This is a genomic window from Kribbella sp. CA-245084, assembly GCF_050942355.1.
Taxonomy (GTDB): Bacteria; Actinomycetota; Actinomycetes; order Propionibacteriales; family Kribbellaceae; genus Kribbella.
Map to the genome: position 1 here is coordinate 1,333,888 of NZ_CP192053.1, position 26,957 is coordinate 1,360,844.

25 protein-coding genes are annotated in these 26,957 nt (G+C 67.4%); 17 read left to right on the forward strand and 8 right to left on the reverse strand.

Going from position 1 to position 26,957, the window contains the following annotated elements:
* On the reverse strand, positions 1–624 hold the full coding sequence (locus tag ACQPYH_RS06600; RefSeq protein WP_432888075.1) for a hypothetical protein: 624 nt from the start codon (positions 622–624) through the stop codon (positions 1–3).
* Between the two features lie 121 nt (positions 625–745).
* On the opposite strand from ACQPYH_RS06600, the gene ACQPYH_RS06605 reads away from it, so the two are divergent.
* From ACQPYH_RS06605 to ACQPYH_RS06650, 10 genes are all read left to right on the forward strand, one after another.
* A complete protein-coding gene (locus ACQPYH_RS06605) occupies positions 746–3,259 on the forward strand; it encodes an ATP-binding protein (protein WP_432888077.1) in 2,514 nt (837 codons plus the stop codon).
* Between the two features lie 134 nt (positions 3,260–3,393).
* Positions 3,394–4,233 (forward strand): hypothetical protein, encoded by an 840-nt coding sequence (locus ACQPYH_RS06610; RefSeq protein WP_432888079.1) that lies wholly within the window; start codon positions 3,394–3,396, stop codon positions 4,231–4,233.
* 167 nt (positions 4,234–4,400) lie between these two features.
* Positions 4,401–6,026: a sugar ABC transporter substrate-binding protein gene (locus ACQPYH_RS06615; RefSeq protein WP_432888081.1), complete on the forward strand. Its 1,626-nt coding sequence runs from the start codon at positions 4,401–4,403 to the stop codon at positions 6,024–6,026.
* A complete protein-coding gene (locus ACQPYH_RS06620) occupies positions 6,026–6,982 on the forward strand; it encodes an ABC transporter permease (protein WP_432888083.1) in 957 nt (318 codons plus the stop codon). The genes ACQPYH_RS06615 and ACQPYH_RS06620 overlap by 1 nt, the downstream gene beginning before the upstream one ends.
* Positions 6,979–7,854, forward strand: a complete 876-nt coding sequence (locus tag ACQPYH_RS06625; RefSeq protein ID WP_130446462.1) for a carbohydrate ABC transporter permease — start codon at positions 6,979–6,981, stop codon at positions 7,852–7,854. The genes ACQPYH_RS06620 and ACQPYH_RS06625 overlap by 4 nt, the downstream gene beginning before the upstream one ends.
* Positions 7,855–7,871: 17 nt before the next feature.
* Positions 7,872–8,870, forward strand: a complete 999-nt coding sequence (locus tag ACQPYH_RS06630) for a LacI family DNA-binding transcriptional regulator (RefSeq protein ID WP_432888085.1) — start codon at positions 7,872–7,874, stop codon at positions 8,868–8,870.
* Positions 8,834–10,339, forward strand: a complete 1,506-nt coding sequence (locus ACQPYH_RS06635; protein WP_432888087.1) for an arylsulfatase — start codon at positions 8,834–8,836, stop codon at positions 10,337–10,339. Before ACQPYH_RS06630 ends, ACQPYH_RS06635 begins: the two co-directional genes overlap by 37 nt.
* 13 nt (positions 10,340–10,352) lie before the next feature.
* Positions 10,353–11,069: a phosphotransferase gene (locus ACQPYH_RS06640; protein WP_432888089.1), complete on the forward strand. Its 717-nt coding sequence runs from the start codon at positions 10,353–10,355 to the stop codon at positions 11,067–11,069.
* Entirely contained in the window at positions 11,066–11,611 is a 546-nt protein-coding gene (locus tag ACQPYH_RS06645; protein WP_432888091.1) for an MOSC domain-containing protein, read from the forward strand. Before ACQPYH_RS06640 ends, ACQPYH_RS06645 begins: the two co-directional genes overlap by 4 nt.
* 40 nt (positions 11,612–11,651) lie before the next feature.
* Positions 11,652–12,335 (forward strand): class E sortase, encoded by a 684-nt coding sequence (locus ACQPYH_RS06650; protein ID WP_432888093.1) that lies wholly within the window; start codon positions 11,652–11,654, stop codon positions 12,333–12,335.
* A gap of 9 nt (positions 12,336–12,344) precedes the next feature.
* On the opposite strand, the gene ACQPYH_RS06655 is transcribed toward ACQPYH_RS06650, so the two are convergent.
* Both ACQPYH_RS06655 and ACQPYH_RS06660 read right to left on the reverse strand, forming a co-directional pair.
* Positions 12,345–12,767 carry a hypothetical protein gene (locus ACQPYH_RS06655; RefSeq protein ID WP_130446466.1) on the reverse strand — a complete coding sequence of 141 codons (423 nt, stop codon included), beginning with the start codon at positions 12,765–12,767 and terminating at the stop codon, positions 12,345–12,347.
* A gap of 20 nt (positions 12,768–12,787) precedes the next feature.
* Positions 12,788–13,519 (reverse strand): SAM-dependent methyltransferase, encoded by a 732-nt coding sequence (locus tag ACQPYH_RS06660; RefSeq protein WP_432888095.1) that lies wholly within the window; start codon positions 13,517–13,519, stop codon positions 12,788–12,790.
* A 63-nt stretch (positions 13,520–13,582) separates the two neighbouring features.
* Here ACQPYH_RS06660 and ACQPYH_RS06665 point away from each other — a divergent pair, with 63 nt between their 5' ends.
* The 5 genes from ACQPYH_RS06665 to ACQPYH_RS06685 all read left to right on the forward strand — a co-directional run bounded on the left by ACQPYH_RS06665 (position 13,583) and on the right by ACQPYH_RS06685 (position 18,820).
* Positions 13,583–14,368 carry a class I SAM-dependent methyltransferase gene (locus tag ACQPYH_RS06665; protein ID WP_432888097.1) on the forward strand — a complete coding sequence of 262 codons (786 nt, stop codon included), beginning with the start codon at positions 13,583–13,585 and terminating at the stop codon, positions 14,366–14,368.
* Between the two features lie 194 nt (positions 14,369–14,562).
* Positions 14,563–15,765 carry a neutral zinc metallopeptidase gene (locus ACQPYH_RS06670; protein ID WP_432888099.1) on the forward strand — a complete coding sequence of 401 codons (1,203 nt, stop codon included), beginning with the start codon at positions 14,563–14,565 and terminating at the stop codon, positions 15,763–15,765.
* 18 nt (positions 15,766–15,783) lie between these two features.
* Positions 15,784–17,070 carry a neutral zinc metallopeptidase gene (locus ACQPYH_RS06675; RefSeq protein WP_432888101.1) on the forward strand — a complete coding sequence of 429 codons (1,287 nt, stop codon included), beginning with the start codon at positions 15,784–15,786 and terminating at the stop codon, positions 17,068–17,070.
* A 149-nt stretch (positions 17,071–17,219) separates the two neighbouring features.
* A complete protein-coding gene (locus ACQPYH_RS06680) occupies positions 17,220–17,963 on the forward strand; it encodes a neutral zinc metallopeptidase (protein WP_432888103.1) in 744 nt (247 codons plus the stop codon).
* Complete coding sequence (locus tag ACQPYH_RS06685; protein ID WP_432888105.1) at positions 17,960–18,820, forward strand: neutral zinc metallopeptidase; 861 nt, start codon at positions 17,960–17,962, stop codon at positions 18,818–18,820. Before ACQPYH_RS06680 ends, ACQPYH_RS06685 begins: the two co-directional genes overlap by 4 nt.
* Here ACQPYH_RS06685 and ACQPYH_RS06690 read toward each other — a convergent pair.
* Entirely contained in the window at positions 18,807–19,262 is a 456-nt protein-coding gene (locus ACQPYH_RS06690) for an N-acetyltransferase family protein (RefSeq protein WP_432888107.1), read from the reverse strand. The genes ACQPYH_RS06685 and ACQPYH_RS06690 overlap by 14 nt on opposite strands.
* Before the next feature lie 180 nt (positions 19,263–19,442).
* Here ACQPYH_RS06690 and ACQPYH_RS06695 point away from each other — a divergent pair, with 180 nt between their 5' ends.
* Positions 19,443–20,255 carry a mechanosensitive ion channel family protein gene (locus tag ACQPYH_RS06695; RefSeq protein WP_432888109.1) on the forward strand — a complete coding sequence of 271 codons (813 nt, stop codon included), beginning with the start codon at positions 19,443–19,445 and terminating at the stop codon, positions 20,253–20,255.
* A gap of 112 nt (positions 20,256–20,367) precedes the next feature.
* The gene (helR, locus tag ACQPYH_RS06700; protein ID WP_432888111.1) at positions 20,368–22,539 is read left to right on the forward strand and encodes an RNA polymerase recycling motor ATPase HelR; all 2,172 of its coding nucleotides are present in this window, start codon (positions 20,368–20,370) and stop codon (positions 22,537–22,539) included.
* On the opposite strand, the gene ACQPYH_RS06705 is transcribed toward helR, so the two are convergent.
* Genes ACQPYH_RS06705 through ACQPYH_RS06720 form a run of 4 tightly spaced genes read right to left on the reverse strand, consistent with a single transcriptional unit; the run spans position 22,510 to position 26,899 of the window.
* Entirely contained in the window at positions 22,510–23,298 is a 789-nt protein-coding gene (locus tag ACQPYH_RS06705; protein WP_432888113.1) for an IclR family transcriptional regulator, read from the reverse strand. The two genes, helR and ACQPYH_RS06705, sit on opposite strands and share 30 nt — an antisense overlap.
* 44 nt (positions 23,299–23,342) lie before the next feature.
* Positions 23,343–24,245, reverse strand: coding sequence for a hypothetical protein (locus ACQPYH_RS06710; protein WP_432888115.1), 903 nt, complete (start codon positions 24,243–24,245; stop codon positions 23,343–23,345).
* Entirely contained in the window at positions 24,242–25,450 is a 1,209-nt protein-coding gene (locus ACQPYH_RS06715; protein ID WP_432888117.1) for a CaiB/BaiF CoA transferase family protein, read from the reverse strand. Before ACQPYH_RS06715 ends, ACQPYH_RS06710 begins: the two co-directional genes overlap by 4 nt.
* A gap of 27 nt (positions 25,451–25,477) precedes the next feature.
* Complete coding sequence (locus ACQPYH_RS06720; RefSeq protein ID WP_432888119.1) at positions 25,478–26,899, reverse strand: GntP family permease; 1,422 nt, start codon at positions 26,897–26,899, stop codon at positions 25,478–25,480.
* Between the last annotated feature and the right edge of the window lie 58 nt (positions 26,900–26,957).

Sequence of the window (26,957 nt, forward strand, 5' to 3'; positions counted from 1 at the left end):
TCAGCCGGCGAGAGCCAGCGAGATCGTCGCGTAGTTGATGACCGCGCCGAGCACTTTGCTGTCGGCGGTCGAGCCGGCCGTCGAGATCTCGACGTCGGCGTTCTTGCTGCCCCCCAGGCCGACGTACCGGGTCGCGACCCAGCGGGTGGTGTTGCCGCTCTTGTAGGTGTAGACGACCGTGCTCACGGTCAGCCGGCCCTGGTGGTTGGTCGAGTTCATCCCGACCGTCGAGGTGCCGACGATGTGCAGACCGCGGGTGCCCTTGAGGGCGGCGATCTTGCGGTTGAGCGCGGTCACAGTGCTGATGTTGTAGTTGTAGTTGGCGTCGAACCGGATCATCCGGTTGTTCGCGCTGTCGTCGAAGCGCGCCTGCCAGTTCCCGAGTTCGACGTCGCGCCAAGTGGTCGGCAGCACCGCCATCGCGTGGTGGCCCTCGCTGTAGCCGAGGAAGAACCGGGTCTTGTACCGCACCGGCGTCGACGCCGTGCTGTTGCTTGCAGCAACTGTCTTGATCTGCTCGGTGGCGGCGTTGCTGGGCAACGCCCCACCGAGCACGAGCGCCCCCGCACCCGCCAGCGCCATGACTCCGGAGACAGCCCCCGCAACGATCCCGAACCGCTTCATCTTTCTTTACCCCCAGCTCTTTCGCCGCCTCCTTGGCTGCGCAGCGAATGAGACACCCGCTCGTCCGCAAAAGTTGCCGCCAACTCTCGACGATCTCCTGCGAGTTGTTGAGACTGGCCGCATGGGTGGGGGAATGGTGTCGATGGTGTTCACCGACATCGAGGGGTCGACGGTGCTGCTGCGGCGGCTCGGCGATCGGTACCTCGATGCACTGGAGGGACATCGCCGGATCCTGCGGGCGGTCTGGGCGACGTACGGCGGGACGGAGATGGGGACCGAGGGCGACAGCTTCTTCGTCGTGTTCGAGACGGCCGGCGATGCCGTGCGGGCGGCGGTCGACGGGCAGCGCGGTCTCGAGGAGCATCGATGGCCGGGCGGTGAGCGACTGCGGGTGCGGATGGGTATCCACACCGGTACGCCGGGTGTGTACGACGGTGACTACTGGGGGATGGACGTCCATCTCGCAGCGCGTATCGGGGCCGCCGCGCAGGGTGGCCAGATCGTGGTCTCGGCGGTCACCGGTCAGCTCACGCAACTGCCCGACGGCGTGACGCTGCGCGACCTCGGAACCCATCATTTGAAGGACATTCCGGAGCCCGAGCACCTGTTCCAGGTCACGATCGACGGCCTGCAGACCGACTTCCCGCCACCGCGCACCATTGGTACGTCGACCAGCCTCCCGGCTCCGGCGACCCCGCTGCTCGGTCGCGAGCAGGACGTCGACCGCATCGTCGACCTGCTGGACCAACCCGACGTACGGCTCGTCACGCTCACCGGTCCCGGTGGTTCGGGCAAGACCCGGCTCGCGATCGGAGCGGCCTCCAAGGTCCCCGGCGGCGTGTACTTCGTTCCGCTCGCGGCGGCCACGTCCGAATCGGTGCTGTGGACGACGATCGCCGAAGTCCTCGACGTACCGCCGAGGGAGCGCAACCGGATCGTTGCCTACCTCGCGCAGCGCACGCTCCTGCTCGTCCTCGACAACCTCGAGCAACTCCCGGACGCCGGCAAGATCGTTGCCGAGATCATCGAAGGCGCGTCGCATGTGAAGATCGTCGCGACCTCCCGGCGCGCGCTCGGTCTGGTCGGCGAGTACCTGCATCCCGTGACGCCGCTGCCCGTCACGGACGAGGACTCGGCCGCCGTACAACTCTTCATGCAGCGCGCCCGCGCCGTGCAGCCGGCGTTCACGTACTCCGACGACGTACTGGAGATCTGCCGGCGGCTCGACGGGCTTCCGCTCGCGATCGAGCTCTGTGCGCCGCGCGTTCGCCTGCTCAGCGTGAAGGAGTTGCTGGCCCGGGTCGACCAGTCGCTCGACATCGCGTCGACGAGCAGCGTGACCCCGGAACGCCACCGCACCTTGCGGGAGACGATCGCCTGGTCGTACGAGTTGCTCAGCCCCGAGCACCGCCGTACCTTCCGTCGCCTGGCGGTCTTCTCCGGCGGCGCCGACCTGGCCGCGATCCAAGAAGTTGCTACTGACATCGATCCGCTGGAATCCCTGGCAGAGCTGCACGATGCGAACCTGATCACCCTCGCCGAAGGTCCGGAAGGTACGCGGGTCCAGCTGCTCGAGACCATCCATCAGTACGCCGCCGACAAACTGCGGACGACCGACGAATCGGCGGCGATCCGCAGTCATCACGCGACGTACTTCGCCGACCTGGCCGAGCGACTCGAGATCATGAAGAGGACCATGGCCGAGCCGCCGATGGAGCGCTCGGAGGCCGACCTCGACAACTACCGCGCCGCGCTCGCCTGGGCCACGGGCAACGACCTCCGGACGGCGCTGCGCCTGTGCTCGGCCCTCGGCTGGGTCTGGCAGCTCGGTGCCTACCACGACGAGAGCCGCCGCTGGCACGAACAAGTCGTCGCAGCCGCCGGTACGACGTCCTCGTCCGAGCTGGCCGCTTGCCTTCGCGGATTGAGCAATCTCCTTCTATTACAGGGCGAAACCGACCGCGGCTACGAGGTTGCCGCGCGAAGCCTGGCCATGTCGCGCGAGCTCGACGACGCGGCCGGCATCGCGTTCGGGATGACCGTGCTCGGTACGGCGCAACGTCAGCAGGGTGAGCTGGACGCAGCCAGGCAGACCCTGACCGAAGCCGTCGAGCGGCTCCGTACTCTCGACGACAGCTGGCGCCTGGCAAGGGTCCTGGGACATCTCGGCGGTATCGAGGAGGCGCTCGGACACCTCGACCGGGCCGAGGAGCTGCTGCGCGAGGCCCTGAGTATCAGCGAGTCCCTCGGGGACGCGTTCGAGAGCACGATCCACGGACAGAACCTGGCCTATCTGCTCGCGCTCGCTGATCGCGTCGGCGAGGCCGCCGAGCTGGCTCGGCACCTGACGCCGACCGTGGTGGCGCTCGGCAGCCCGAGTCTGACCATGGCGTTCTCGAACACCGCGATGAACATCCTGCTCCGCCGCGGCGATCCGGCCGGCGCGGCCGAGCTGTTCGGCGCCGAGGAGGCGATGGGCGAGCGGCTGGAGATCGTCAACCCCTACAAGGACGAGGAGCTCGCGGAGGCACTTGAATTGGTCGGCGATACACTTTCCCGCCCGGAGTGGGAGCGCCACCGGCTGGCGGGCCGGACCGAACGCGTCGAAGATCTGCTCTCGAGGCTGGATTTTTGAGGCGTGCGGTTGTACAAGGCAACGGCGAGTGGTTGACCGCCGTGAAGGTCCCTACCATACTGCTTGCACCGCCATCGGCGGTCTGTGGGGGCAGATGTTACTGGGGTTCAAATGGGGATGGGGGGCTATTGCTTATGCATGCCTGGAAGTTGTTTCGTGCTGCGCTGGTGACGGCAGTCGCCGGCGCGACACTGGTGTCGGTCCCGGTGGCCGCACATGCGGCACCGCCGACGAGCGCGATCGAGGTCAGTACGACGTCGGTCGCCCGTGGGCAGACCTTTACGATCAAGCAAACCGTGTACAACTCGGACTCGTCCACAGTGCTGGGCGGCAAGGCGACGTTGTACGCCAAGGACGCAACGCTCCCGGACATGGTCGACCTGGTCTCGTGCCCGGAGGCCACGGCGTGTGACACGCTCGGGACCAGCGTCCGCGCCGGGACCGGCGACGTACCGTCCGGTGAGTCCAGGACCATCACCTTCACCTTCCGGGTGAAGGACGACGCGCCGCTCGGGACGATCCAGCTGCAGCACCAGTTCGTCGGCGAGAATTTCTCGTTCGAGATCATCGACGGGCCGGAGCTGACGATCAAGGAAGCGCCGGCCGACATCGCCGTGTCGCTGACCGGGAAGGCCACCGGAGCGCGGATCACCTACACAATCGGCGTGAAGAACAACGGCCCGAGCGACGCGACCGGGGTCCGGGTGGTCGGCACTTTCCCGGCCAACCTGGCGTACTCCAGCTCGACCTGCACGCGGGTCGGGACGACGCGATCGGTGAACTGTGACATCGCATCCCTCGCCAGCGGCGAGACTGCGACCCGCACGCTCACCGTGTCCGCGGGGATGCTGACGATCGGAACGCTGACCACGACGGCGACCCGGACGGCCAGCTCACCGGTCGACCCGCTGGCGACGAACGACAAGGCCAGCAAGGTCTGCCGGGCGCTCACCTGGTTGATCGTGTCGTGCTGACAACGTACTGAAACACCGACGACGGCTGGCGGCCGCGGGTTCTCGAGCCCGCGGTCGCCGGCTTCATTTTTGTCTCATGCCTTGCATCCAGGGGCGGCAGAGGTTTACGGTCCGGGTTAACGTTTAAGTGAGTGTTAGTGAGCACTTCTTCGAAACTTGGAGCAACTATGATCAGTCGGCGACGGTTTTTGCAGGTGACCGGTGCGGCGATTGCCACCTCGACGACGCTGGCGGCCTGTGGTGACGGCGGAGCGTCGAGCGGCGGCGCGAAGGCGTCCGGTGAGCTCAAGCTCCCGACGTACAAACCCTTCGAGGGGCTGCACCCGGACTTCCCCGGGGCCGAGTCCGGCCTCGAGCCCGGGTTCCTCAAGTTCCCGGCGGACGCGATCTCGAGCGTTAAGGCGCCGCCGCTGAAGAGCGCGGTGACCGCGCTGACCGAGACATTCGCGACGCCTCCGCCGCCGATGGGCAGCAACCCGATGTGGCAGGCGCTGAACTCCGCCCTCGGCGGCGAGCTCAAGCTGACCATCGGCACCGACCCGGGCTACCCGGAGAAGTTCGCCACGCTGCTCGCCAGCGACTCGCTGCCGGACCTGATGTGGCTGCCGCCGAACCAGGGCATCCCGAACATCGGCCCGATGCTCGAGGCCAAGTTCCAGGACCTGACCAAGTACCTGTCCGGTGACGCGGTGCTGGAGTACCCGAACCTGGCCGCGCTGAAGCCGGCCTCCTGGCGGACCGCGGTGGTGAACGGGAAGATCTGGGGCGCGCCGATCCCGTCGACGCCGTTCGGCCAGGTGATGATGGGCAACCCGAAGACCTGGGCGAAGGTCGGCGGCCTGCAGTGCTCGACCGCGGACGAGTTCTTTGCCAAGTGCAAGGAGCTGAGCAACGGCACGAACTACGCGCTCGAGCCCGCGATCATCAACATGCTGCACATGTTCGGCGAGTGGTTCGGCGCTCCGAACGGCTGGCGGGTGAACCAGGACCGGTCGCTCACCTACCTCTACGAAACCGACAACTACAAGGCCGCCGTCGAGTACGCCGCGAAGCTCTGGGCGGCGAAGGTGTTCTACCCGGACCTCAACCTCGCCGACGCCACGCCGAAGACCGTGAACGGCCAGATCGCCGCGCAGGTGACGGTCGGTCCGCGGGCGACCTCCGACTTCCGCAACCTGGACCCGACGCTGTTCGTGGACACGATGATCCCGTTCGGCCACGACGGCAAGGCGAAACCGACGTACGACATGGGCTACGGCACGGTCGGGTTCACGCCGTTCAAGAAGACCGACGAGGGCCGGATCCGTGAGCTGCTCGCGCTGATGGACTACCTGTCCGCACCGTTCGGCACCAAGGAATACCTGATCAAGAACTTCGGCGTCGAGGGCCAGCAGTACCAGCTGGACGCGGGCAAGAACCCGGTGCTCACCAAGGCCGGCAACACGCAGGCGCCCGGTCTGGTCAGTGCGCTGCAGATCATGAACTCGCCGGAGAGCGTGATCTTCAACCCGGCGTTCCCCGACGACACCAAGAAGGTCTACGCGACCGAGCAGCAGCTGCTCAAGTACGCGATGCGGAACCCGACCGCGGGAACGTACTCCGACACGTCGAGCAAGCTCGGTCCGAAGCTGACCGCGGCGTTCCGGGACACGATCGTCGACATCGTCACCGGCCGGCAGAAGATGGACGCGTACGACGCGGCGCTGAAGCGCTGGAAGTCCGGCGGCGGTGACAAGATGCGCGACGAGTTCGCGGCCGTGCTGCCCTCGAGCGTGCCGGTCACAGGCTCGTGATGCTGAAGTCGAGTGCTCCGAAGCGGCAGGCCAAAGTGGGCCTGCCGCTGGCGGCGAAGTGGCGCCGGGACTGGCAGATGGTGCTGCTGATGATCCCCGGCGTCGTCTTCCTGCTGGTGTTCTTCTACCTGCCGGTGATCGGCAACGTCGTTGCGTTCCAGGACTTCCAGCCGTACCTCGGCATCATGCACAGCGAGTGGAACGGGCTGCAGAACTTCGTCAACCTCTACGACAACCCGGACTTCTGGGACGCGTTGCGGAACACGTTGCTGCTGGCCGCCGTACAACTGCTGCTGTTCTTCCCGGTGCCGATCGGGCTGGCGCTGATCGTCGACTCGCTGGTGAGCAACCGGCTCCGGCGATGGTTCCAGACGATCGCCTACCTGCCGCACTTCCTGTCCTGGGTGCTGGTCGTGACGCTGTTCCAGCAGTCGCTCGGCGGCGCGGGGTTCATCAACAACCTGCTCCGGCACGCAGGACTGGACCCGATCCCGTTCATGACCAACCCGGACACGTTCCCGCTGCTCGTGGTCGCACAGCTGGTCTGGAAGGACGCCGGCTGGGCGATGATCATCTTCCTCGCGGCGCTGACCACTATTGATGTGTCTTTGTACGAAGCCGCCGCGGCGGACGGCGCCGGGCGGTGGCGGCGGATGTGGCACATCACGCTGCCGTCCCTGCGCACCGTCATCGTGCTGCTGCTGATCCTGCGGATCGGCGACATCCTCAGCGTCGGGTTCGAACAGTTCATCCTGCAACGCGATTCGGTCGGGCCGGGGGCGGCCGAAGTACTCGACACGTTCACGTACTACGCGGGCGTGGTCGGCGGCGACTGGAGTAGCGGTGCCGCGGCCGGCCTGGCCAAGGGTGTGGTCGGGGCGTTGCTGTTGTGGGGCGCGAATTCACTTGCCCATCGGCTCGGCGAGCCGGGGATCTTCCAAAGGCGCGGCGCATGAGACCCATCTGGAAAGAGCGTCCTTCTCCTGGGTACCAGGCGATCAAGGCCTTGGTGCTGGGCGGCTTCGCGCTGGTGATCGTGATCCCGATCCTGGTCGTCATCTCGACGTCCCTGGCCAGTGATCGCGACATCATCGACGCCGGCGGATATGTGCTGTGGCCTTCGCATCCGACCTTCAAGGCGTACCAAACGCTGTTCGGTGGCGGGTTGATGGGCCGGGCGATCCTGGTCAGCGTCTTCGTCACGCTCGTGGGTACGGCGATCGCGCTCGCCGTCACGATCGCACTCGCGTACGCGACCTCGCGGCCGGTACTGTTCGGGCGGCCGGTGTTGCTGATGGTGCTGTTCACGTTGCTGTTCGCGCCGGGCATCATCCCGATGTTCCTGGTGGTGAAGCAGCTCGGGCTGCTCGACAGCCTGTGGTCGCTGATCCTGCCCGGGGCGTTGGGCGCCTTCAACTTCGTTGTCCTGCGCACCTTCTTCATGAATGTGCCGGGTGAGTTGCTGGAGAGCGCGCGGATCGACGGCGCGAGCGATTTCACCATCCTGCGACGGATCGTGCTGCCGCTGTCGAAGGCCGTGGTCGCGGTGGTCGGGCTGTTCTACGCGGTCGGGTTCTGGAACGCGTTCTTCAACGCGCTGCTGTACCTGAACGACACGTCGAAGTGGCCGGTCCAGGTGATCCTGCGAACGTATGTGCTGCAGGGCAAGTCGCTGTCCGCGGACCAGCTCGGCGTACATCCGCCGTCGCAACCGCAGTCCCTGCAGATGGCCGTCGTCGTGGTCGCCCTGGTCCCGATCGCCATGGTGTACCCGTTCCTGCAACGGCACTTCACCAAGGGCGTCATTACCGGCGCCGTCAAAGGCTGATCTGCGACAATCGTCCTATGTCCTCACCTGCGGCCGATCGGCCGACGCTGCGCATGGTGGCGAAGGAGGCAGGTGTCTCGGTCGCGACCGTGTCCTACGTGCTGTCCGGACGTCATCGCAGCCACACGATCAAGGACACGACCGCGGACCGGGTCCGCGAGGCGGCGACGCGGCTCGGGTACCGACGCAACGATGCGGCCCGCGCGATCCGCACCGGGAAGTCGGATCTGGTCCTGCTCTCGCTCAGCGTGCTCGCCGACCCGTGGTCGCAGGCGGTCGCGGCCACGGTAAGTACGGCGGTGACTCCGCTCGGCAAGACTGCGCTGATCGTGGCCGACGGCGACTGGCGGAACGTGCTGGCAAACCGGACGCCGGACGTGATCTTCATCGACAGCGTCAAGCCGGATCCGTCGCAGATCGCTGAACTGGAGGCGTTTGCGGCCCAAGGCGTGCAGATCGTCGCGTTCAGCGAGACGCTCGAGCCGGAGGGCTTCGACGTGATCCGGTCGGGCGCTGAGCCGCGGTGTCATCTCGCGGTGGAGCACCTGCTCGAGCATCACGACCGGGTCGGCGCGCTGACCTCCCGGACGATCGGCTTCGCCCGCTTCGACGCCTATCTCACTACGTTGCGCGCGGCCGGCAAGCCGATCCGGGACGACGACATCGAGGTGTTCGAGCAGCATCCCGAAGGGGCGTACCGGGCTGCGATGGCGTTGCTCTCCAAGCCGGATCGGCCGACCGCGATCTACTGCACCACGGACTTCGCCGCGATCGCCGCCGTACGGGCCGCGCATCGGCTGCGGATCGATGTACCGCGGGAGCTGGCGATCGTCGGCGTCGGCAACACGCCGGAGGGCGAGCATCTCGACCCGTCGTTGTCGACGGTCGGGCCGGTCGACTTCAACGACGCGCTGGCGAAGATCATCGTGGGCAGGCTGACCGATCGAGAGGGTGCTCCGGGTGAGGTGTTCGACTTCCCATGGCAGTTGATCGTGCGCGAGTCGTCCCGGGGATGACTCAGCCGAACGTCGTCCTGATCTGTGTGGACGAGTGGCGGGGTGACGCGCTGTCGTGCGCGGGCCATCCGTACGTCGAGACGCCGCATCTGGACGAGCTGGCGCGGAGTGGGGTGCGGTTCAGCCGGGGGTATTCGGCGACGCCTACGTGTGTGCCTGCTCGGGTCGCGTTGTTCACCGGGCAATCGCAGGAGCGGCACGGACGGGTCGGCTACACGGACGGCGTACCGTTCGATGCCGCGCATCCGGTGACGATCCAGGGCGAGTTCCGGCGGGCCGGGTATCACACGCAGGCGATCGGGAAGATGCACGTGTGGCCGGAGCGGGCGCGGCTCGGGTTCGACGACGTCGTACTGCATGACGGTTTCCTGCATCATTCACGGCGGGAGTATCGGCAACAGTTCGGGTTCTTCGACGACTATGTCCCGTGGTTGCGACGGCAGCCGGGGGTTTCGCCGGATGCGGAGTACTTCGACCATGGCGTGAACTGCAACTCGGTGGTCGCGCGGCCGTGGGACAAGGCGGAGTCGCTTCATCCGACGTCATGGATCGGGACTTCTACGATCGACTGGCTGTATCGGCGGGATCCGACCAAGCCGTTCTTCTTGTACTTGTCGTTCCATCGGCCGCATCCGCCGTACGATCCGCCCGCGTGGGCGTTCGATCGGTACGACGCATTGCCGCCGTACGAGCGCTCGTTGGGTGATTGGGAGAGCGACTGGGACGAGTTCCGGCGGGACGGGGACTACCAGGCGTCGATCGGGGATCTGCCGGACCGGGTCGTGCATCGGGCCAGGGCCGGGTACTACGGGCTGATGGCGCAGATCGACCTGCAGGTCAACCGGATCCGCGAGGCGCTGGTCGACTTCGGGGTGTACGACGACACGATCATCGCGTTCACGTCCGACCACGGCGAGATGATGGGCGATCATCGGATGTTCCGGAAGTCGGTGCCCTATGAGGGGTCGGCGCATGTTCCGTTCATCGTCGCTGACCGAGCGTCGGCTGCCGGAGCTGCGCGGGGCGGGGTCGTTGATCAGGTGGTCGAGTTGCGGGATGTGATGCCGACGCTGCTGGAGCTGGCGGGTGTGCCGATTCCGTCGTCGGTGGACGGGTGCTCGTTGGCGCCGTTCTTGCGCGGGTCGTCGGTGCCGGTGCGGGAGTGGTTGCACGGGGAGCATCTGCACTTCGGGCAGTCGATCCAGTGGGTGACGGATGGGCGGGTGAAGTACGTGTGGGGGTCGGAGCGTGGGGTGGAGCAACTGTTCGACCTGGTCGAGGATCCGGGGGAGTTGCGGAATCTGGTTGCCTCGCGCCCCGAGTTGCGGGCGTTGTGGCGGGATCGGTTGATCGAGTCGCTGACCGGCCGCGAGGAAGGGTTCGTTGCTGATGGCAACCTGGTGACCGGGCGTCCGGTCACGGCGATCCTCGAGCACACCAGGGAGAGAATTGCTACCGCCGCGCGTTGACGAGTGGACGTTGGTGGACGTCGGCGAATCCGATGCGACGGTCTACCGGCGGGGCGACGTTTTCGCGAAGTGCTGCGGGGCGACCGGCGTTGTTGACCTGGCTGCCGAGCGAGATCGGGTTGCTTGGCTGGCGGGCACTGGAATTCCCGGCGCTGCAGTCGTTGATTGGCTCGAGTCCTCCGATGGTGCTTGCTTGGTCACCTCCGCCGTACCCGGTGTGTCCGGTGACGCGCTTCCGTCTTCGGTGCATGGCGCGGCGATGCGGAGCTTGGGATCGGCGTTGCGAGATTTGCATGCGTTGACCGATTGCCCGTTCGAACGTCCGTTGGCGACGGTGATCGCTGCGGCGGCGGACGTCGTACGCCGGGGTGCGGTGAACCCGGCCTTCCTGATCGACGAATGGCGACTGCTTCAGCCGTCCGAGCTGCTGTCCCAGGTAGTTGCTGAGAGCCCCTATGTCGAGAGTGTCCTCGAGCCTGTCGTGTGCCATGGCGACGCTTGCCTGCCGAACGTCTTCTTCGATCCTCGGACGCTGGAAGTGACCGGGCTGATCGACTTGGGCCGGCTGGGCGTCGCGGACCGGTACTCCGATCTGGCGCTCGCCACGATCCAGCTGCACGACGAATGGTCCGCCGACCCGGCGCCCTTCCTTGACGCGTATGGGCTCCCGGAGCCTGACTCGCGCCGCTTGCAGTTCTTCCGTCTGCTCGATCCACTCACCTGGGGGTGATTCGCACGCTGGTTGAGCTCGTTGCGTTCGTCGTCTCCCGCCAGCACGCCTTCGAAGGCCGGCCGCTGGACGGACCGCGTCCGGATCCCGAGCCGGTCGCGCGTACGTCGATCGAGGTTCGCGCCGGGCTGGGCATCGTGGGCGACAGGTACTACGGCCAGCAGATCCACAAGAACGCGGCGATCACGGTGATCGACGCGGCGTCCCTCGACGAGGTCGTCCGGGTGCTCGGGCTGCCCGAACCGCTCGACCCGCATCTCACCCGCCGCAACATCACCCTTCGTGGCTTTCCCATCGATTCACTCGCGGCCCATCGCGCACCCGACGGCACCCGCGTCGTCGGTCGCCAATTCACGCTGGACTCCGGCACCGGCCCCATCACCTTCCAAGCCAACCGCCCGGCCAACCCCTGCGCCTGGATGGACGAGGTCCTGGCACCCGGCGCGATGAAGGCCCTACGCGGCCACGGCGGCATCCGCACGACGCCGCTGACCTCCGGATCCCTCCACCTGGGGCCGGCCGAGCTCACCCTGCTGGATTGAGTTTCGGGCGGTTTTCGGCGGAGCGCCGTACCGTCGGAGGGTGAGGCTGGTGGGGGCGATCGTGATGCTGGCGGTATTGGCCGGCTGCACCGACACGGCGCCGACCAGCCGGACCCCGGCGCCAGCCGCCCCGCCTTCCGTCACCCCGACCAGCCCGAAGCCGACGCTCAGGCCGTCCACGTCCACGCCCACTCCCACGCCACGGCCGACCGTGGCCGGCCCGGTCAGCATGACGATTCCGGCGGCCGGGGTGCGGGGGCTGCGGGTGGTGGCCTATGTGGGTACGGCGGACGATCGGCCGGGGACCAAGATCCAGAACCGGGGAGTCGCGGCGAGCCCGCGCGGGAAGGCCGGGGGCGTAGGCCCTGGCGAGATCGGGAACTTCATCATCACCGGGCATCGCGTCAGCCACGGGCGCCCGTTGGAGCACGTGCCCGAGCTGCGGACCGGCGACCACATCCTGGTCACCGCCGGCAGGACCGTGTACGACTACGTGGTCAGCCGGACGATGACGATCTCGTTCCGGAAGCCGGCCGAGAAGGCGCAGCAGAACGCCGCCGTACCCGGGAAGCCGGGCGCCCGGCCGACGCAGGCGATGATCACCATCTCAACCTGCGCGACCATCGAGGACCACGCCGCCGGCAACTACTGGCACGACGAACTCGGCAACCCCGAACACCGCATCAACAAGATCGGCGTTCTCGTCGCCACCCGTCCGGCCTGACCGGCCGGGCTACTTCCGGCCGAGCTTCCACCACTTCGGCTTGTTCATCTTGATCTCGTCCGGCGTCATCGGCGGCGGGACGGGCGGCCGGGACTCCTCGGTGAGGAAGTCGCCGGACTCGGTGTCGTACGGCGTGACGCCGAGCTTGCGGCTGATCTCCATCACTATCGGGATCGACCGCGGGCCGTCGTTCAGATAGAACGTGATGTCGCGGACCTCGACACCCTTGCCGATCGTCATCTCGACGTCGTAGTCCGGACTTCGCAGCGCCAGCCAGGACGGCTTGCTCGTGTCGACATCCGGCACCACCTCCCGGACCGCGGCCACCACGTCGGTCGCCGTACCGACCGATGGCGGCTCGTAGTCCATCGGCATGTCGTCGAGGCGACGTACGCCTCCTGGCCCGCGCACCGCATAGACAGCCCAGCTCATGCCCCCAGCATGCCAGGCGCTCAGCGTTTCCGGGCCGCCAGGATCACAAAGGTCAGATACTCGCCCTGATCCGTCTCCAGCATGTCGAGTGAGCCATCGCGTTCACCGCGGTACTCCGAGACCGCGCGGGACCATCTGAGCCAGTCGGACCAGCCGTTCTCCTGCAGCCGGGCCGCGGTGACGTCGACCAGTTCGGTGATCTCCCACTGGAACCGCCACCAGTCCGCGGTGTGCCAGGCGAGCGCCTCCCACCCGACCACGTTCCTGATGTGCTCCGGGATCTGGCCGAGCTCGCGGACCTCCTTCGTCATCGCCGGAGTCGCGACTCCGAACTGACCGCCCGGCTTGAGGAAGCTCGTGATGTAGGCGAGGTAGTTGTCCGCGGTCCCGAGGTACTCGTACGCGTCGACGCAGATGATCGCGTCGAAGAAGCCCTTCGCGAACGGAAGCGTGTGCGCCTCCGCCTTGAGCGTCATCACCCCGTCCTGGGGCGCGATGTAGGCGGCGGCCTCGGTCGGGTCGACCCACAGGTCCGCGGCCCACACCTGTACGCCGTACTCCTTCGCCAGGAAGACTGACGTGGCGCCCTTGCCGGATCCCAGGTCGAGCACGCGCATGCCGGGTCGCAGCTCGAGCTCGCGGGCGAGATCCTCCAGCAACCACAGGGGATTCGGGCCCATGTCGCCGGACAGCAGCCACTCGGCGTCGTACCCGTTGGCCCGCGGATAGTCCTCGTGCTTCAGCTCCACCACGCGCACAGGGTAGCGGTCTGAAAACGGGATGTGCTCGGTATTTTCGGGCGGCACAGTGGGTGAATGGTTGATCTTGATCCGTTGATCCATGAGTTCTACCGCGACCGGTACGTCGAGGACGACCGGCTGATCCGGTCCGGACACGGCCGCCTGGAGTTCGTCCGAACCCAGGAGCTGCTCCGGCGCTGGCTGCCGCCCGCGTCCGACGTACTCGATGTGGGCGGCGCGACCGGCATCCACGCGCGCTGGCTCGCCGAGGACGGTCACCGGGTCACGCTGGTCGATCCGGTCGTGGAGCATGTCGAGCAGGCGGCGACCGTGCGCACGTTCAGCGCCGAGGTCGGCGACGCCCGCCGGCTGCGGCAGGCCGACGCGAGCGTCGACGTCACGCTCCTGCTCGGTCCGCTCTACCACCTGGTCGAGGCGTCCGACCGCGCCCAGGCGCTGTCCGAGGCGCGCCGGGTGACACGCCCCGGCGGCCTGGTCATCGCGGCCGGGATCAACCGGTACGGCGGTCTGATCGAGGCCGGAAGCAACGGCTACCTCAGCCCGGAGAACCTCCACCTGTTCACCGAACCTTTCGCCTCCGGCCGCAACGACGGCAAGTCCGGCTTCACTGTCGCGTACTTCCATCACGCCGACGAACTGGCCGCCGAGCTCACCACCGCCGGCCTCACCGACGTCGAGGTCCTCGGAGTCGAAGGCCCCGCCGCCAACATCCTCCAGAACACCCCGCCCGACTCCGTCGACTCCCTCCTCCCCTCCGCCGTCCTCCTGGCCCGCCAGGTCGAGTCCGACCCCAACCTGATCTCCGCCGGCTTCCACTTCCTGGCCCACGGCCGCCGCTGACCGGCAGTGCCCCTTCGGGCAAGAATGTCCAGCGGGTGACGGTCGCGAAACGATGTCAATAGCTGCAACTCGGTTTTCGGCAAGGCGGTCCAGGCCGTAACATCAGCCGTCGGCCGGCACTGGGGGTGTTCCGGCCGTTCTGGTGGATGGGTGGGACCGGCGTGAGGCCGGTACTGGGGAGAAGCGGGGAAGTCATGGCCGACAAGCCGGCGCCCAAGCCTGGTCACTTCCTGCCTGGCGGCGAGGGTGAACAAGGCTCGACGGAGGCTCAGCGACCGAACGTGGCACCGCCGGCCGGGCCACTGGCCGCGCCGACGCCGCGACTCGGCGGTGAGGCCCCACCGATCCCGCCCCAGCTGCAGGGGACCCGCATCGACCCCCGCCGTACGACGTTGTCCAGCAGCCGGCTCGGACCGCCGCCGGCCGATGACCGGGCAGCCGCCGCGTACCGGGAGGTGTTCCACCCGCAGCCGATCCCGTTCGATCCGACGAAGCGGCGGTCGAAGGGCCTGGTCGCGCTGATGGTCGTCGCGGCGCTGCTGTTCGTCGGCGGCGGTGTGACGTTCGCCGTCAAGGTGTTCTCCTCCGACAAGTTCAGCGTGAACCCGGTCGTGCCGCCGTCCGTGAAGCCGACCGACGGGCCGACGACCACCGGGCCGGTCGGGAAGGGTACGCCGGACGCCGACATCGTCGGCAAGAACGCGATCTACGCGGCCGGCGCGATGCCGGTGGTGAAGTGCCAGGAGCCCGCGTTCCGCCCGACCTCGATGGAGAACGTGCGCTCGTACTACGAGGCCCTGACGGCATGTATGGACAAGGCCTGGAAGCCGATCGTGACCAAGGCCGGGTTCGAGTTCCGGTCGCCGCGGCTGATCATCTACAACGAGGGCGACGAGACGGCGTGCGGCGTACAGAAGGACCTCGCGCTGTACTGCCAGGACGACCAGGGCGGCAGCGCGACGATGCCGTGGCAGAAGATCGTCGAGGACTACCCGAAGCACAAGGCCGAGATCCGCGCGGAGATGGCGCAGTCGTTCGCCTTCGTGTACGGCGTCCACGTGCAGAACCTGACCGGGATGGCCGAGGCGGCCGACAACCTCGCCGACACGGCCGCGAACAAGGCCAGGCAGTTCGAGCAGCAGCGGCGGGCCGCCCTGCAGGCGTACTGCTTCGGCGCGGTGTTCTTCGGCGCGGCCAAGAACAGCTTCCCGCTGCGCGGTGAACTGCTGAACCAGTGGAACGGGCTGATCCAGCGCCGCGGTGACGACAAGACCAAGGACAAGACCCCCGACCACGGCTCGAGCAAGAGCCTGGCCCTGTGGATGAACCAGGGCTTCGCGACAACCAACCCGGGTAGCTGCAACACTTTCGTCGCAGCATCCGCGAAGGTCAGCTGAGCATGATGGGAATGGCCGATGCCTGAGTCCGAGGACGGTACGCCGAAGCCGGGACACTTCCTGCCCGGCGGCAGCGAGGAACCGGCCGCCGGGTCGCGTCCGCTGATCCTGAAGAGCCGGCATCCCGACGGCCTCGGGAAGGCCCGCTCGGTCGCGCTGGACGACGCCCCGGTACGCCGGAAGGCACGCCCGATCCCGACCGACCCGGGCACCACGAGCGAGTACAGCGGCCCGCCGGTCGCACCGCTCACCGGCGCTCCGCTGCCGCCGCTCACCGGCACCCGCCGGATCGGCGGTCAACGGACGACGGGCTGGCACAAGAACCCGTCCCGCGGCGTACCGCAGTTCTCGACCGAACCGCCGCCGGTCAAGCCACCGCGCCACTACTCGAGCCGCGTGATCGCCGGCCTCGCGGCCCTGGTCCTCGTCATGCTCACCGGCGCCACCGTCGCCGGCTTCAAACTGATCAACTCCTACGACACCAGGGTCGACAACCCACTCTCACAACCCTCGGTGAAGAAGCCCCAACTCCCGATCCCAACCCTCCCGGACCCAACGGTCACCGTCACCGTCCCGGGGATCCCGGACCTTGTTCGTCTGCAGAAGAACAAGATCTACACCTCGGGCAAGGTCGCAGCGGTCAGCTGCAAGGAGCCGGCGATCAAGCCGGACTCGCAGTCCGCGATCCTGCGGTACTACCAGGCGCTGCTGCCCTGCCTGAACAAGGCATGGGAGCCGGTGGTGAAGCGGGCCGGGTACGACTTCCGGGCGCCGAAACTGAAGCTGCAGAGCAGCCAGGCCACGTCCGAGGACACCTGCACCGGTGAGTCGGATACGGCGTACTACTGCGGCTACGACGAGAGCATCAACATCAGCTGGAAGAACGACCTCGCGTACTACAAGAACAGCCCGGAGGGTGCCCGGGTCTGGATGCTCGACACGATGGCGCACGAGTACGGCCACCACGTCCAGGAGATGACCCAGATGCTCACCGCGGAGACCTCCCGCGAGGGCTGGACGAACTCCAAAGCGATGAAGCTCGAGTGGTCCCGCCGCCTCGAGCTGCAGGCGACCTGCTTCGGCGCGGCCTTCCTCGGCGCCAACAAGAAGGCGCTCGGGATGTCCGGCGAGAAGCTGCACGTCTGGCAGTGGGAGACGCAGCACTCCGGCGACGAGTACAGCACGAAGAAGCTCCGCGACCACGGCTCCCGCAAGAGCAACTGGGCCTGGGCCGACCCCGGCTTCAAGTCCGCCAGCCCCGCCTCCTGCAACACCTTCACCGCGCCCGCCGCCAAGGTGAGCTAATGCGCCGCGGGCCGGCGACGGCGCTGGTCGGGTTGGCTCTTTTGTTGGCCGCTGGGTGTACTCAGTCGGCCGGGCCGGTTGCGGTTTCGAGCGCGACGCCGAGCACGACGCCCAGTTCGACGCCCGTTGCGTCGAGGCCGGCGCGGGTTGTGCCGAAGGCTACGTCGACGTACCGGTCGTTGGATGAGATCTACCTTGTTTACAACAAGGTCTACTCGGCGGGACGGGTGCCGGCGGTCCCATGTAAGTTGCCGCAGATTCCGCTGCAGACGCAGAAGCAGGTGCAGCAGTACGCGAACGCGATCCTGGGCTGTCTCGACAGAGCGTGGAAGCCGGTGGTCGGGCGTTCGGACGTCGTGTACTCCGCCACGGCCGTGTATGCCGTCGACCAGGGCTGGAAGACGGGCTGCGGCATCTTCGGGAAGGACGACGAGGGTTTCTACTGCGCCGGAGCCGGGATCTATCTCGACTGGGACGAGTTCACCGAGGAGAGTCCGGACGACCGCGCGTGGGCCGGGGTGTACCTCCAGTTCACGATGGCGCACGAGTTCGGCCACCATGTGCAGCAGCTGACCGGGATCTCGTCGTACTTCGACGATCGGTGGTCCGAGGCCAGTGGCGCAGCTCGCCTCGAGCAGATGCGCCGCCACGAACTCCAGGCGTCCTGCTTCGCGTCCGCCTTCCTCGGGGCGAACCAGCAGACCCTCGATCTGTACGGCGAAAGGCTCCAGGCTTACCGGGACTCGGCGTACTCCGGCGATGACGACGCCCCGGCGACCACGCCGGACCACGGATCGCGCCGGAGCAGCACCGCCTGGGCCAAAGCCGCCTTCAAAGCCAAGTCACCCTCCGCCTGCAACACCTGGGCCGCCCCCGCGAAGCGAGTCACGTGAAGATCCCGAAACGCCTGGCGGTAGCTGCCGCGCTGTGCGTGCTATTCGTCAGCGCGTGTACGGAGGGTCCGCCGCACGTCGCAGTACCGACGCCGACTGTTGCGCCGACCACTGCACCGCCGCGGACACCCGTCGCGCGGGAGGTCGGTGAGCCGGCGCCCATCAAGGACGAGTTTCTGCTGTACAACCCGCTGTACCGCGCCGGGCAGGTCACAGCCGTCAACTGTTCGTTGCCCACGGCCAAGCTCTCGAACCAGCAGGCGATGATCAGGTACGCCACCGCGTTCGTTGCGTGCCTGAACAAGGGGTGGGGGCCGATCGTCACCCGCGCCGGCTTCGATTTCGTCCCACCGGGAGCCGTTTACCCGTCGCCGCCCGGTACCAAGACTGCGTGCGGCCCGATGGAGAAGGGGTACTACGGTCTGTACTGCTACTCCAACCGAGGCATCTATTTCAACTGGCCGGAGTACGTCGTCCCGGGCGCCACGCAGGAAGACACCGCAGCGTCGGTGCAGTGGCTCATCGCCCACGAGTACGGCCATCATGTGCAATGGCTGACGGGGATAGCAGATCAGTACGACGACCGCTACTCGGAAGCCGACGGCGGCGCGCAGAAGGTCGAGGAGAACCGCAGCGAGATGCAGGCGCACTGCTTCGCCGCCGCCTTCTTCGGCGCCAATCAGAAGACATTCCGGATCCGCGGTGAACGTCTCTCGCACTACGGGCATCCCGGCTACGACCGCGGCGCGGCGGACTCGATCAACTTCGACCACTGGCTGCGCCAGGCGTTCAAGGCGAGGGGACCGAGTGGCTGCAACACCTGGGCCGCGCCGGCAAGCAGCGTTACCGGAGTTTGAGTTTGAAGCCCTCGTGGGAGTTCGTGAAGCCCAGGTTCTCGTAGAAGCGGTGGGCGTCGGTGCGGGATTTGTCCGAGGTGAGCTGGACCAGGGCGCAGCCTCGGGCGCGGGATTCTTCGATGGCCCACTGGATGAGCTTGGTGCCGAGGCCCGAGCCGCGGGCCGGCGCGGCGACCCGGACGGCTTCGATCAGGCCGCGGGTGGAGCCTCGGCGGGACAGGCCGGGGATGATCGTCAGCTGCAGCGTGCCGATCACCTCGTCGTTGCGATCGGCAACCATCAGCAACTGGTTGGGGTCACCATCGATCTGCTCGAAGGCGGCCAGGTACGGCGTGAGGTCGTCGAGGGACTCGCGGGTGGCGCCGAGCTGGTCGTCGGCGATCATCGAGACGATCGGGCCGACATCGGCAGCGGTGGCGCGGCGGATCACGGTTTCGGGCATGGTCGCAGCATCTCAAACTTATGCAAACACTTTTCCTAGGGGGACCCGCCGTACCGGGCTGTTTGCCCTGCGCAACCAAGGGTACGAGTGATACTGGACACCACTGCATCCGCCCGTGTGCCGGGGTCGTGTGCAGTGCTGCGCGACAGCGGATGCGGGCCAAGTCGGAAGGAAGTCCCGATGTCCGCATTAGCGATCGACTTCACCGGGCCGTTCGAAGATGCCTTCAGCAAATTGCTGTCGTTCATCCCGAACCTGCTCGGCGGTCTGGTCATCCTGGTGGTCGGCTACTTCGTAGCCAAGGTGCTCGGCAAACTCGTCGGCAAGCTCCTCGGCCGGGTCGGCTTCGACCACTGGATGGAAAGAGCCGGCGTCTCCGGTGTGCTGCAACGGTCGGGCACGGGGCTGACCGCTTCGGCGATGCTGGGCAAGGTCGTGTTCTGGTTCGTGTTCCTGATCAGCTTCACGATGTTCGCCTCCGCACTCGGCGTACCGGAGATCTCGAACTTCATGAGCAACATGCTCGGCTACATCCCGCGGATCTTCGCCGCGATCGTGATCATCTGCCTGGCGGCGTTGTTTGCCAACTTCCTGGCTGCGATCATCCGCGGTGCCACCGGCAACGAAACGCTCGCCAAGGTGGGCAAGTACGCGATCCTCGTGTACGCCGCGTTCGCCGCGCTGACCCAGCTCGGTATCGCGGTCCAGCTGACCGGCAACACGCTGCTGATCGTGCTCGCCGGCGCCGCGCTCGCCCTCGGCCTTGCTTTCGGCCTCGGGGGCCGCGAGATGGCCGGTCGCGCATTGGCCAACCTGTTCGACCGCGAGAAGATGATGAAGCCGACCGCGGACCAGGGCCCGATGAGCGGTACGCCGTCGTACCCGAACCAGGGCGGCTACGACAACGGCTACCAGCAGCAGCCCCCGGCTGCACACAGCGCCGGATACGCCAACGGCACCCAGCCGAACGCCAACTGGCAGTCCGGCCAGTAGCCAAGGCAAAGAAATAGAGGGGAACTCAAAAACGGGTTCCCCTCTATTTCCAATCTATAACCGAAGACCGGGCTTGCCGCAAGCCCCACCTCGTGCTTCACAATCGTCCACCGTGTCCACCAGTGCGTTCGACCTTCCCGAACATCTTGCCGCCAAAGCTGACCAGGCGCTGATCGCCGGCGACGAGGAACACTTCGCGGCCATCGCGGAGACGCTGCGGCAATCGATCGCCGACCTGACCGACCGCCTCGAGACCGCCCGCAAGGCACCTGGCGGCATCGGCCAGGAAGCGATGGACCGCGACCTGGAGGTCCACCGCCTGACGACCAGGCTCCGCCTCCTGAGCCGCTTCGGCCTCGACCTGTGTCTGGGCCACGTCGTCAGCGCCGACGACCCCAAGCAGCCTGTGTACGTCGGACGCCTCGGCCTCACCGACAGCGAGGGCCGGCGGCTCCTGATCGACTGGCGTTCCCCGGCAGCCGAGCCGTTCTTCGGAGCGACGCACGGCAACCCGATGGGCCTGGTCAGCCGTCGCCGGTACCGCTGGACCCGCGGCCGGATCAGCGACTACTGGGACGAGGTGTTCAACGCCGACGAGTTCGCGGGCCATGCCGCGGCGCTCGATGACCAGTCGGCGTTCATCGCCAGCCTCGGCACCAGCCGCTCGCCCCGCATGCGCGACGTACTCGGGACGATCCAGGCCGACCAGGACGCGATCATCCGTGCCGGCTCCCGCGGTGCACTCGTCGTTGACGGCGGTCCCGGCACCGGGAAGACCGTTGTCGCGCTGCACCGTTCGGCGTACCTGCTGTACTCCGATCCGCGCCTCGGCGAGCGGCGCGGCGGCGTACTGTTCGTCGGCCCGCACCAGCCCTACCTGGCGTACGTCGCCGACGTCCTGCCCAGCCTGGGAGAGGAGGGCGTCCAAACCTGCACACTGCGGGACCTCGTCCCCGAAGGCGCCGCGGCGAAGCCCGAGGGCGACCCGGATGTCGCACTGCTCAAGTCGTCGGCCGAACTCGTGACGGCGATCGAGCCGGCCGTCCGGCTCTACGAGGAAGCGCCGACGAAACGCATGATCGTCCAGACCCACTGGTCCGAGCTCGAACTCACCGCAGCCGACTGGACCGACGCGTTCGAATCGCCCGATCCCGGTACGCCGCACAACGAGGCGCGCGACCTGGTCTGGGAAGAGCTGCTGACGATCCTGATCGACAAGGAGGACGACGAGGACGTCTCGGAAGAGATGCTGCGCAGATCCCTGGAACAGAACGAAGACCTGCGTACGACGTTCGACAAGGCGTGGCCGTTGATCGAGCCGAACGACGTCGTCGCGGACCTGTGGTCTGTCCCGGCGTACTTGCGCAGATGTGCGCCCTGGCTCGAACCCGAACAGATCAAGCAGTTGCAGCGCGAGGACCCGTATGCGTTCACGCTGGAGGACCTCCCGTTTCTCGACGCCGCCCGTCTGCGCGTCGGCGACCCCGAGGCAGCGCGACGTGCACGCCGGCGGAAGGCAGTGGCCGCGGCGGAGCGGGAACGCATGTCCGAGGTCGTCGACAACCTGATCGCGGCCGCCGACGACGCCTACGGCGGTGGCCTCGTGTCGATGCTGCGCGGTGAGGACTTCACGGACGCATTGGTCGACCCGGCCGGACTCGTGCGTAAGGACCCGGACCAACTGGCGGGCCCGTTCGCACACGTCGTCGTGGATGAGGCGCAGGAGCTCACCGACGCCGAGTGGCAGATGTTGTTGCTCCGCTGCCCGTCCAGGAGCTTCACGATCGTCGGCGACCGCGCCCAGGCCAGGCACGGCTTCACAGAGACCTGGCCGGAACGGCTCGAGCGGGTCGGGCTCGACCAGATCAACGTGGCGACCCTGACCGTCAACTACAGAACGCCGGAACAGGTGATGGCAGAGGCCGAACCGGTCATCCGGGCTGTCCTTCCGGACGCGAATGTGCCGACGTCCATCCGCACGGGCGACCATCCGGTGGTCCACGGCTCGGCCGCCGACCTGGGCTCGATCCTCGACGCCTGGCTCGCTGAGGACGGCGATGGCGTCGCCTGCGTCATCAGCGCGACCGGCGACGCGGTACCGACGACCTCACGCATCCGCTCGCTCACGCCGGTCCTGTCCAAGGGCCTCGAGTTCGACCTCGTCGTACTCATCGATCCCGAGACCTTCGAGGGAGCAGTCGACCGGTACGTCGCCATGACCCGCGCGACGCAGCAGTTGGTCGTGCTGACAACTTCACATCGTGGTGGGGAAACGCCCGCCTAGCAGACGGGTGGCCTGCTCGGCCGCTTCGATGAGGAGGTCCAGCCAGTCGAGGCAGCGGTCGAGCGGCATGCGGATCGTCGGGCCGCTGATCGTGATGCAGCCCGCGAGTTCGCCGTTCGCCTTGAAGACGGGCGCGGACAGGCCGGAGGCGCCCTGTTCGCGCTCGCCGATGGTGATCGCGTAGCCGTCCGCGCGGGTCTGCTTGAGTGCGGCGGCGAGCTCTTCGGCGCTGGTGATCGTGCTGTCGGTGATCGGGCCGAGCGGTTTCGCCAGGATCTCCTTGGCGAGTACGTCGTCCCATGCGAGCAGGACCCGACTGGCCGACCCTGCGTGCAGCGGCATGATCTTGCCGACATGCATCTCCCGGCGCAGCGCGTGGTGCGTCTCGGCGAGCGCGACGCAGACCCGATGGCCCTGCTCGGCCCGGAAGAACGACGCCGTCTCACCGGTGACATCGCGCAGTTGACGCAGTACCGGCACGATCAGATCGAGTACGTCGACGCCCTTGACCGCGGGCGCCGCCCAGTACGCCATCTTCACCCCGACGCGGACCTGGTCGCCCTGCCGGTCGAGGAAGCCGAGCGAGACCATGTTCGTGACGAGACGCTGCACGGTCGAGACCGGGAACCCGGTCGCGTCGCGGATCTCGCCGAGGGTGAGCGACGGTCGGGACAGCGAGAACGCGTCGAGAATCTCCCCGATCTTGCCGAGCACCAGAAGAGGCTGCCCGTTACCGCTCCCCGGATCCGCTGTCGCCATGCGTTCAGCGTAGGCGACCGTGCCGACCGCGAAATCATCGCCGTTCATGACGCCCAGGGGAACGACGTCGTACTGGCCTGCGCGCCGTTCGCGGCACGGGAACGACTCGGCTCGCCGAGGTCGGCAAGCAGTTCACTCCCGAGTCGCACCAGCGTGCTGAACTTCGCCGGCGTCAACCACTCCGGCCGCAGCGCGAAGACCAGATCCTCGGTGGCCGTGTTCCCGGCCGCGCCCGGTGCGAAGGGACACCCGCCGAGACCGCCGAGCGAACCGTCGACAGTGGACGCACCTGCGTCGAGCGCAGCCAGACTGTTCGCCACCCCGAGGCCCCAGGTGTCGTGCCCGTGGTACACGATCGGGCGGTCGTCGACGGACGCCGTACGGCCGACCAGGTCGTGGACCTGGGCCGGGATCGCCTGCCCGAGGGTGTCGCACAGCACGACCTCACTCGTGCCGTCCGTCCGTGGATCGAGCACGATATCCAGCACGTGGTCGGCCGGCACCTCGCCCTCGAACGGGCAGGTGAAGGCGGTTGCGATGCACAGTTGTACCTCACCCGAGACCGCATCCGCGGCTTCGAGAGCGGCCGGCAGCGCGGCCAGGCTGGCCTCGGTGGACCGGCCGATGTTCGCCTGGTTGTGCTTGTCCGAGGCGGACAAGCAGTACTGGAAGTTCCGCGCACCGGCCTCGGCCGCCCGAGCCACGTGCCGCGGCGTCGCGACCCAGATCCAGCACTTCGCCAGCTCGGCCGGAGTGAGCGCGCGGATCACGTCGAGCGTGTCGGCCACTGCCGGTACGAGGTCCGGCCGGGCCATCGACCCGATCTCGAGCTCCGGTACGCCGAGGTCCAGCAGTGACCTGACCAAGGCGATCTTCTTTGCCGTGGGCAACGGCTTGCCGGTGAGCTGCAGACCGTCCCGGAGCGTCACGTCACGCAGTCCGGTCATGACGCCTCCTCGAGATGGTCAGGGCCGAGCAGCTCGCTCAGCACTTGGTGAGTGTGTTCACCGAGCTCCGGCCCGAGGCTCCGGATCGGCAACGACTGCGGCCCGATCACCGGTACGACGCCCGGGAACCCCACGTTCTTCAGTACGTCGACGCCGTTCGACACGTCGAAGCGCTGGATCATCCCGCGGGCGGCGTACTGCTCGTCCTGGCTGATCTCGCGGGCGGTGTAGATCGGCCCGCACGGTACGCCGGCATCCTCTAGCTGCTCGATCGCCTTGGCGGCCGGCCGGCCCGCCGTCCAGGCGCCGATCGCCTCGTCGAGCTCGTCGCGCCGCGACCACCTGCCCGCGTTCGAGCGAAGCTCCGGATCCGCAGCGAGGTCGACACGGCCGATCAAGGTCATCAGCCGCTGGAAGATCCGGTCGCCGTTGCCGGCCACGATGATGCTGTCACCGTCCTCGCACAGGTACGCGTTCGACGGCGCGATGCCTTCCATCCGCCCGCCGATGCGCTCGCGGAGGACGTCGTACGCCTCGTAGTCCGGGATCAGCGACTCCATCATCGACAGCATCGACTCGTTCAGCGCGACGTCGATGATCCGCTCGGCCAACGGCGCCGGGGGAAGCCCCGCGGTACGACGTACGTCGCGCTGGTAGAGCGCCATCACCGATCCGAACCCGGCGTACAGGCCGGCGATCGAGTCACCGATCGAGATCCCGACCCTGGCCGGCGGACGGTCCGGGTGGCCGACGAGTTCACGGAACCCGCCGTGCGCCTCGGCGACCGCCGCGAAGCCCGGGCGGTCCGACATCGGGCCGGTCTGGCCGAACGCCGAGATCCGCGTGATCACCAACTCCGGGTTCGCCTCGGTCAGCACCTCCGGCCCGATGCCCCAGGCCTCGAGCGTGCCGGGCCGGAAGTTCTCCAGTGCGACGTCGCAGTGCCGGACCAGGTCGATCACCGTCCGGCGGCCGAACTCGCTGCGCAGGTCCAGCTCGATCGATTTCTTGTTGCGGTTGATCGTCCGGAACAGCATCGACGTGGTCCCGGCGTACAAGCGCCAGTTGCGGAGCTCGTCGCCGGTGCCGGGGCGTTCGACCTTGATCACCTCGGCGCCGAAGTCGGCGAGCAGGCGGCCGGCGGTCGGCGCGGCGATGTAGTTGCCTAGTTCAAGGACCCGGACACCGGCCAGTGGCGTGGTCATATCAGCAGTTCTCCAAGGGTTGGTGGATCAGAACAGCAGGCTGATCGGCATCAGCAGGACGATCGCGACCACCGATGCGACGGACACGCCGATCGTGCAGCTCTTCAACGCGCCGCGGGTGGTCTGTCCCATCAGTGACTGCAGCAACCAGAACGTGTTGCTGGTGACGTGGACGGCGAACAGCGAACCGGCGCCGGCCGCCAGCGCGATCAGGACCGGGTCGAGGCCGAGCGCCGGAGCGATCGGGGCGAGGATGCCGGCGGCGGTGATCGCGGAGATCGTGACCGAGCCGACGGCGATGTGCAGCGCGGCGGCCATCACCCAGACCACCAGGAGCGGGGCGACGTGGTTCGCGCTGAAGTACCCGCGGAGGATGTCGCCGAGCCCGCCGGCCGCGACGACCGCCGCCAGCGAACCGCCGACCGCGGTGAGGATCAGGATCTGGCCGCTCTCCTTGAACCCGCGGGCGATCGCCTTCTCGACCCGCGGCTGACCCATCGCGTAGCGGCCGACGATGCAGGTGCCGACCAGACCGACGAGCAGTGCGACGACCGGGTCGGAGATCAGCGCTACGACCTTGTTGCTCCAGTCGGCGGCCTCGGCGATGGCGCCGAACCCGATCAGCAGCAGCGCCGACAGCAGCGGGACGAACAGGACGAACAGCGGCGGCTGGCCGGTCTCGTCGTACTCCGCGGCGTCACCAGCACCGCCGGTCCGCTGCACCTCCGTGGTGCCTCCGCCGCCGACCGTGACAGCTTCCTTCACCGCAACGGATTCGGTGACGGCCTCGGCCACGACGACCTGCTGCTCGTCGACGGCCTCGTTCCAGAAGCCGCGGCGGAACAGGAACGTCATGATCGTGATCGCGATCAGCACGGTCGGGATGATCAGCACCAGACCCCAGAGCAGCATCTTGCCGAGTGGCACGTGCAGCAGCGCGGACAGCGCCAGCGCGCCGACGCCGGGCACCATCAGGACGATGCCGCACTCCAGGCCGATCGCCATTGCGGTGGCCATCCGCGCGGTGCCGAGCGGGCCGATCCGCTTGGCCGCCGACTTGGCCAGCGGAGCCGAGATGACCAGCAGCACGTCGAGATAGATCGACTGCAGCAGGGTTGCGATCGTCAGCGCCAGTGAGTACGGCAGCCGTTTCGGTCCGAAGAGCTTGAGCAGGTGCTTGACCAGGCGCTCGATCGCGCCGAGCTCCTGCAGGATCGAGCCCATCAGAACGCCGAAGGCGATCAGCAGGCCGACCTCGGCCATGATGTCGCCGAAGCCCTTGGTGATGGTCTCGACGGTCTTGTCGAGGCCGAGCTTGGTGGCCAGGCCGAGGTACAGCGAGCCGACCACGAGGGAGATCACCGGGTTCACCCGGAAGCGCACGATGAGAACCACGATGCCGAGGATCGCGGCCGCGGTGTTGACAAGGATGCCGACGTCAGAAGTCATGGGCAGAAGTCCTTCGAGGGGGAGTCGAGGGAGGTGCTGGGACTGTGTGCCCATAATG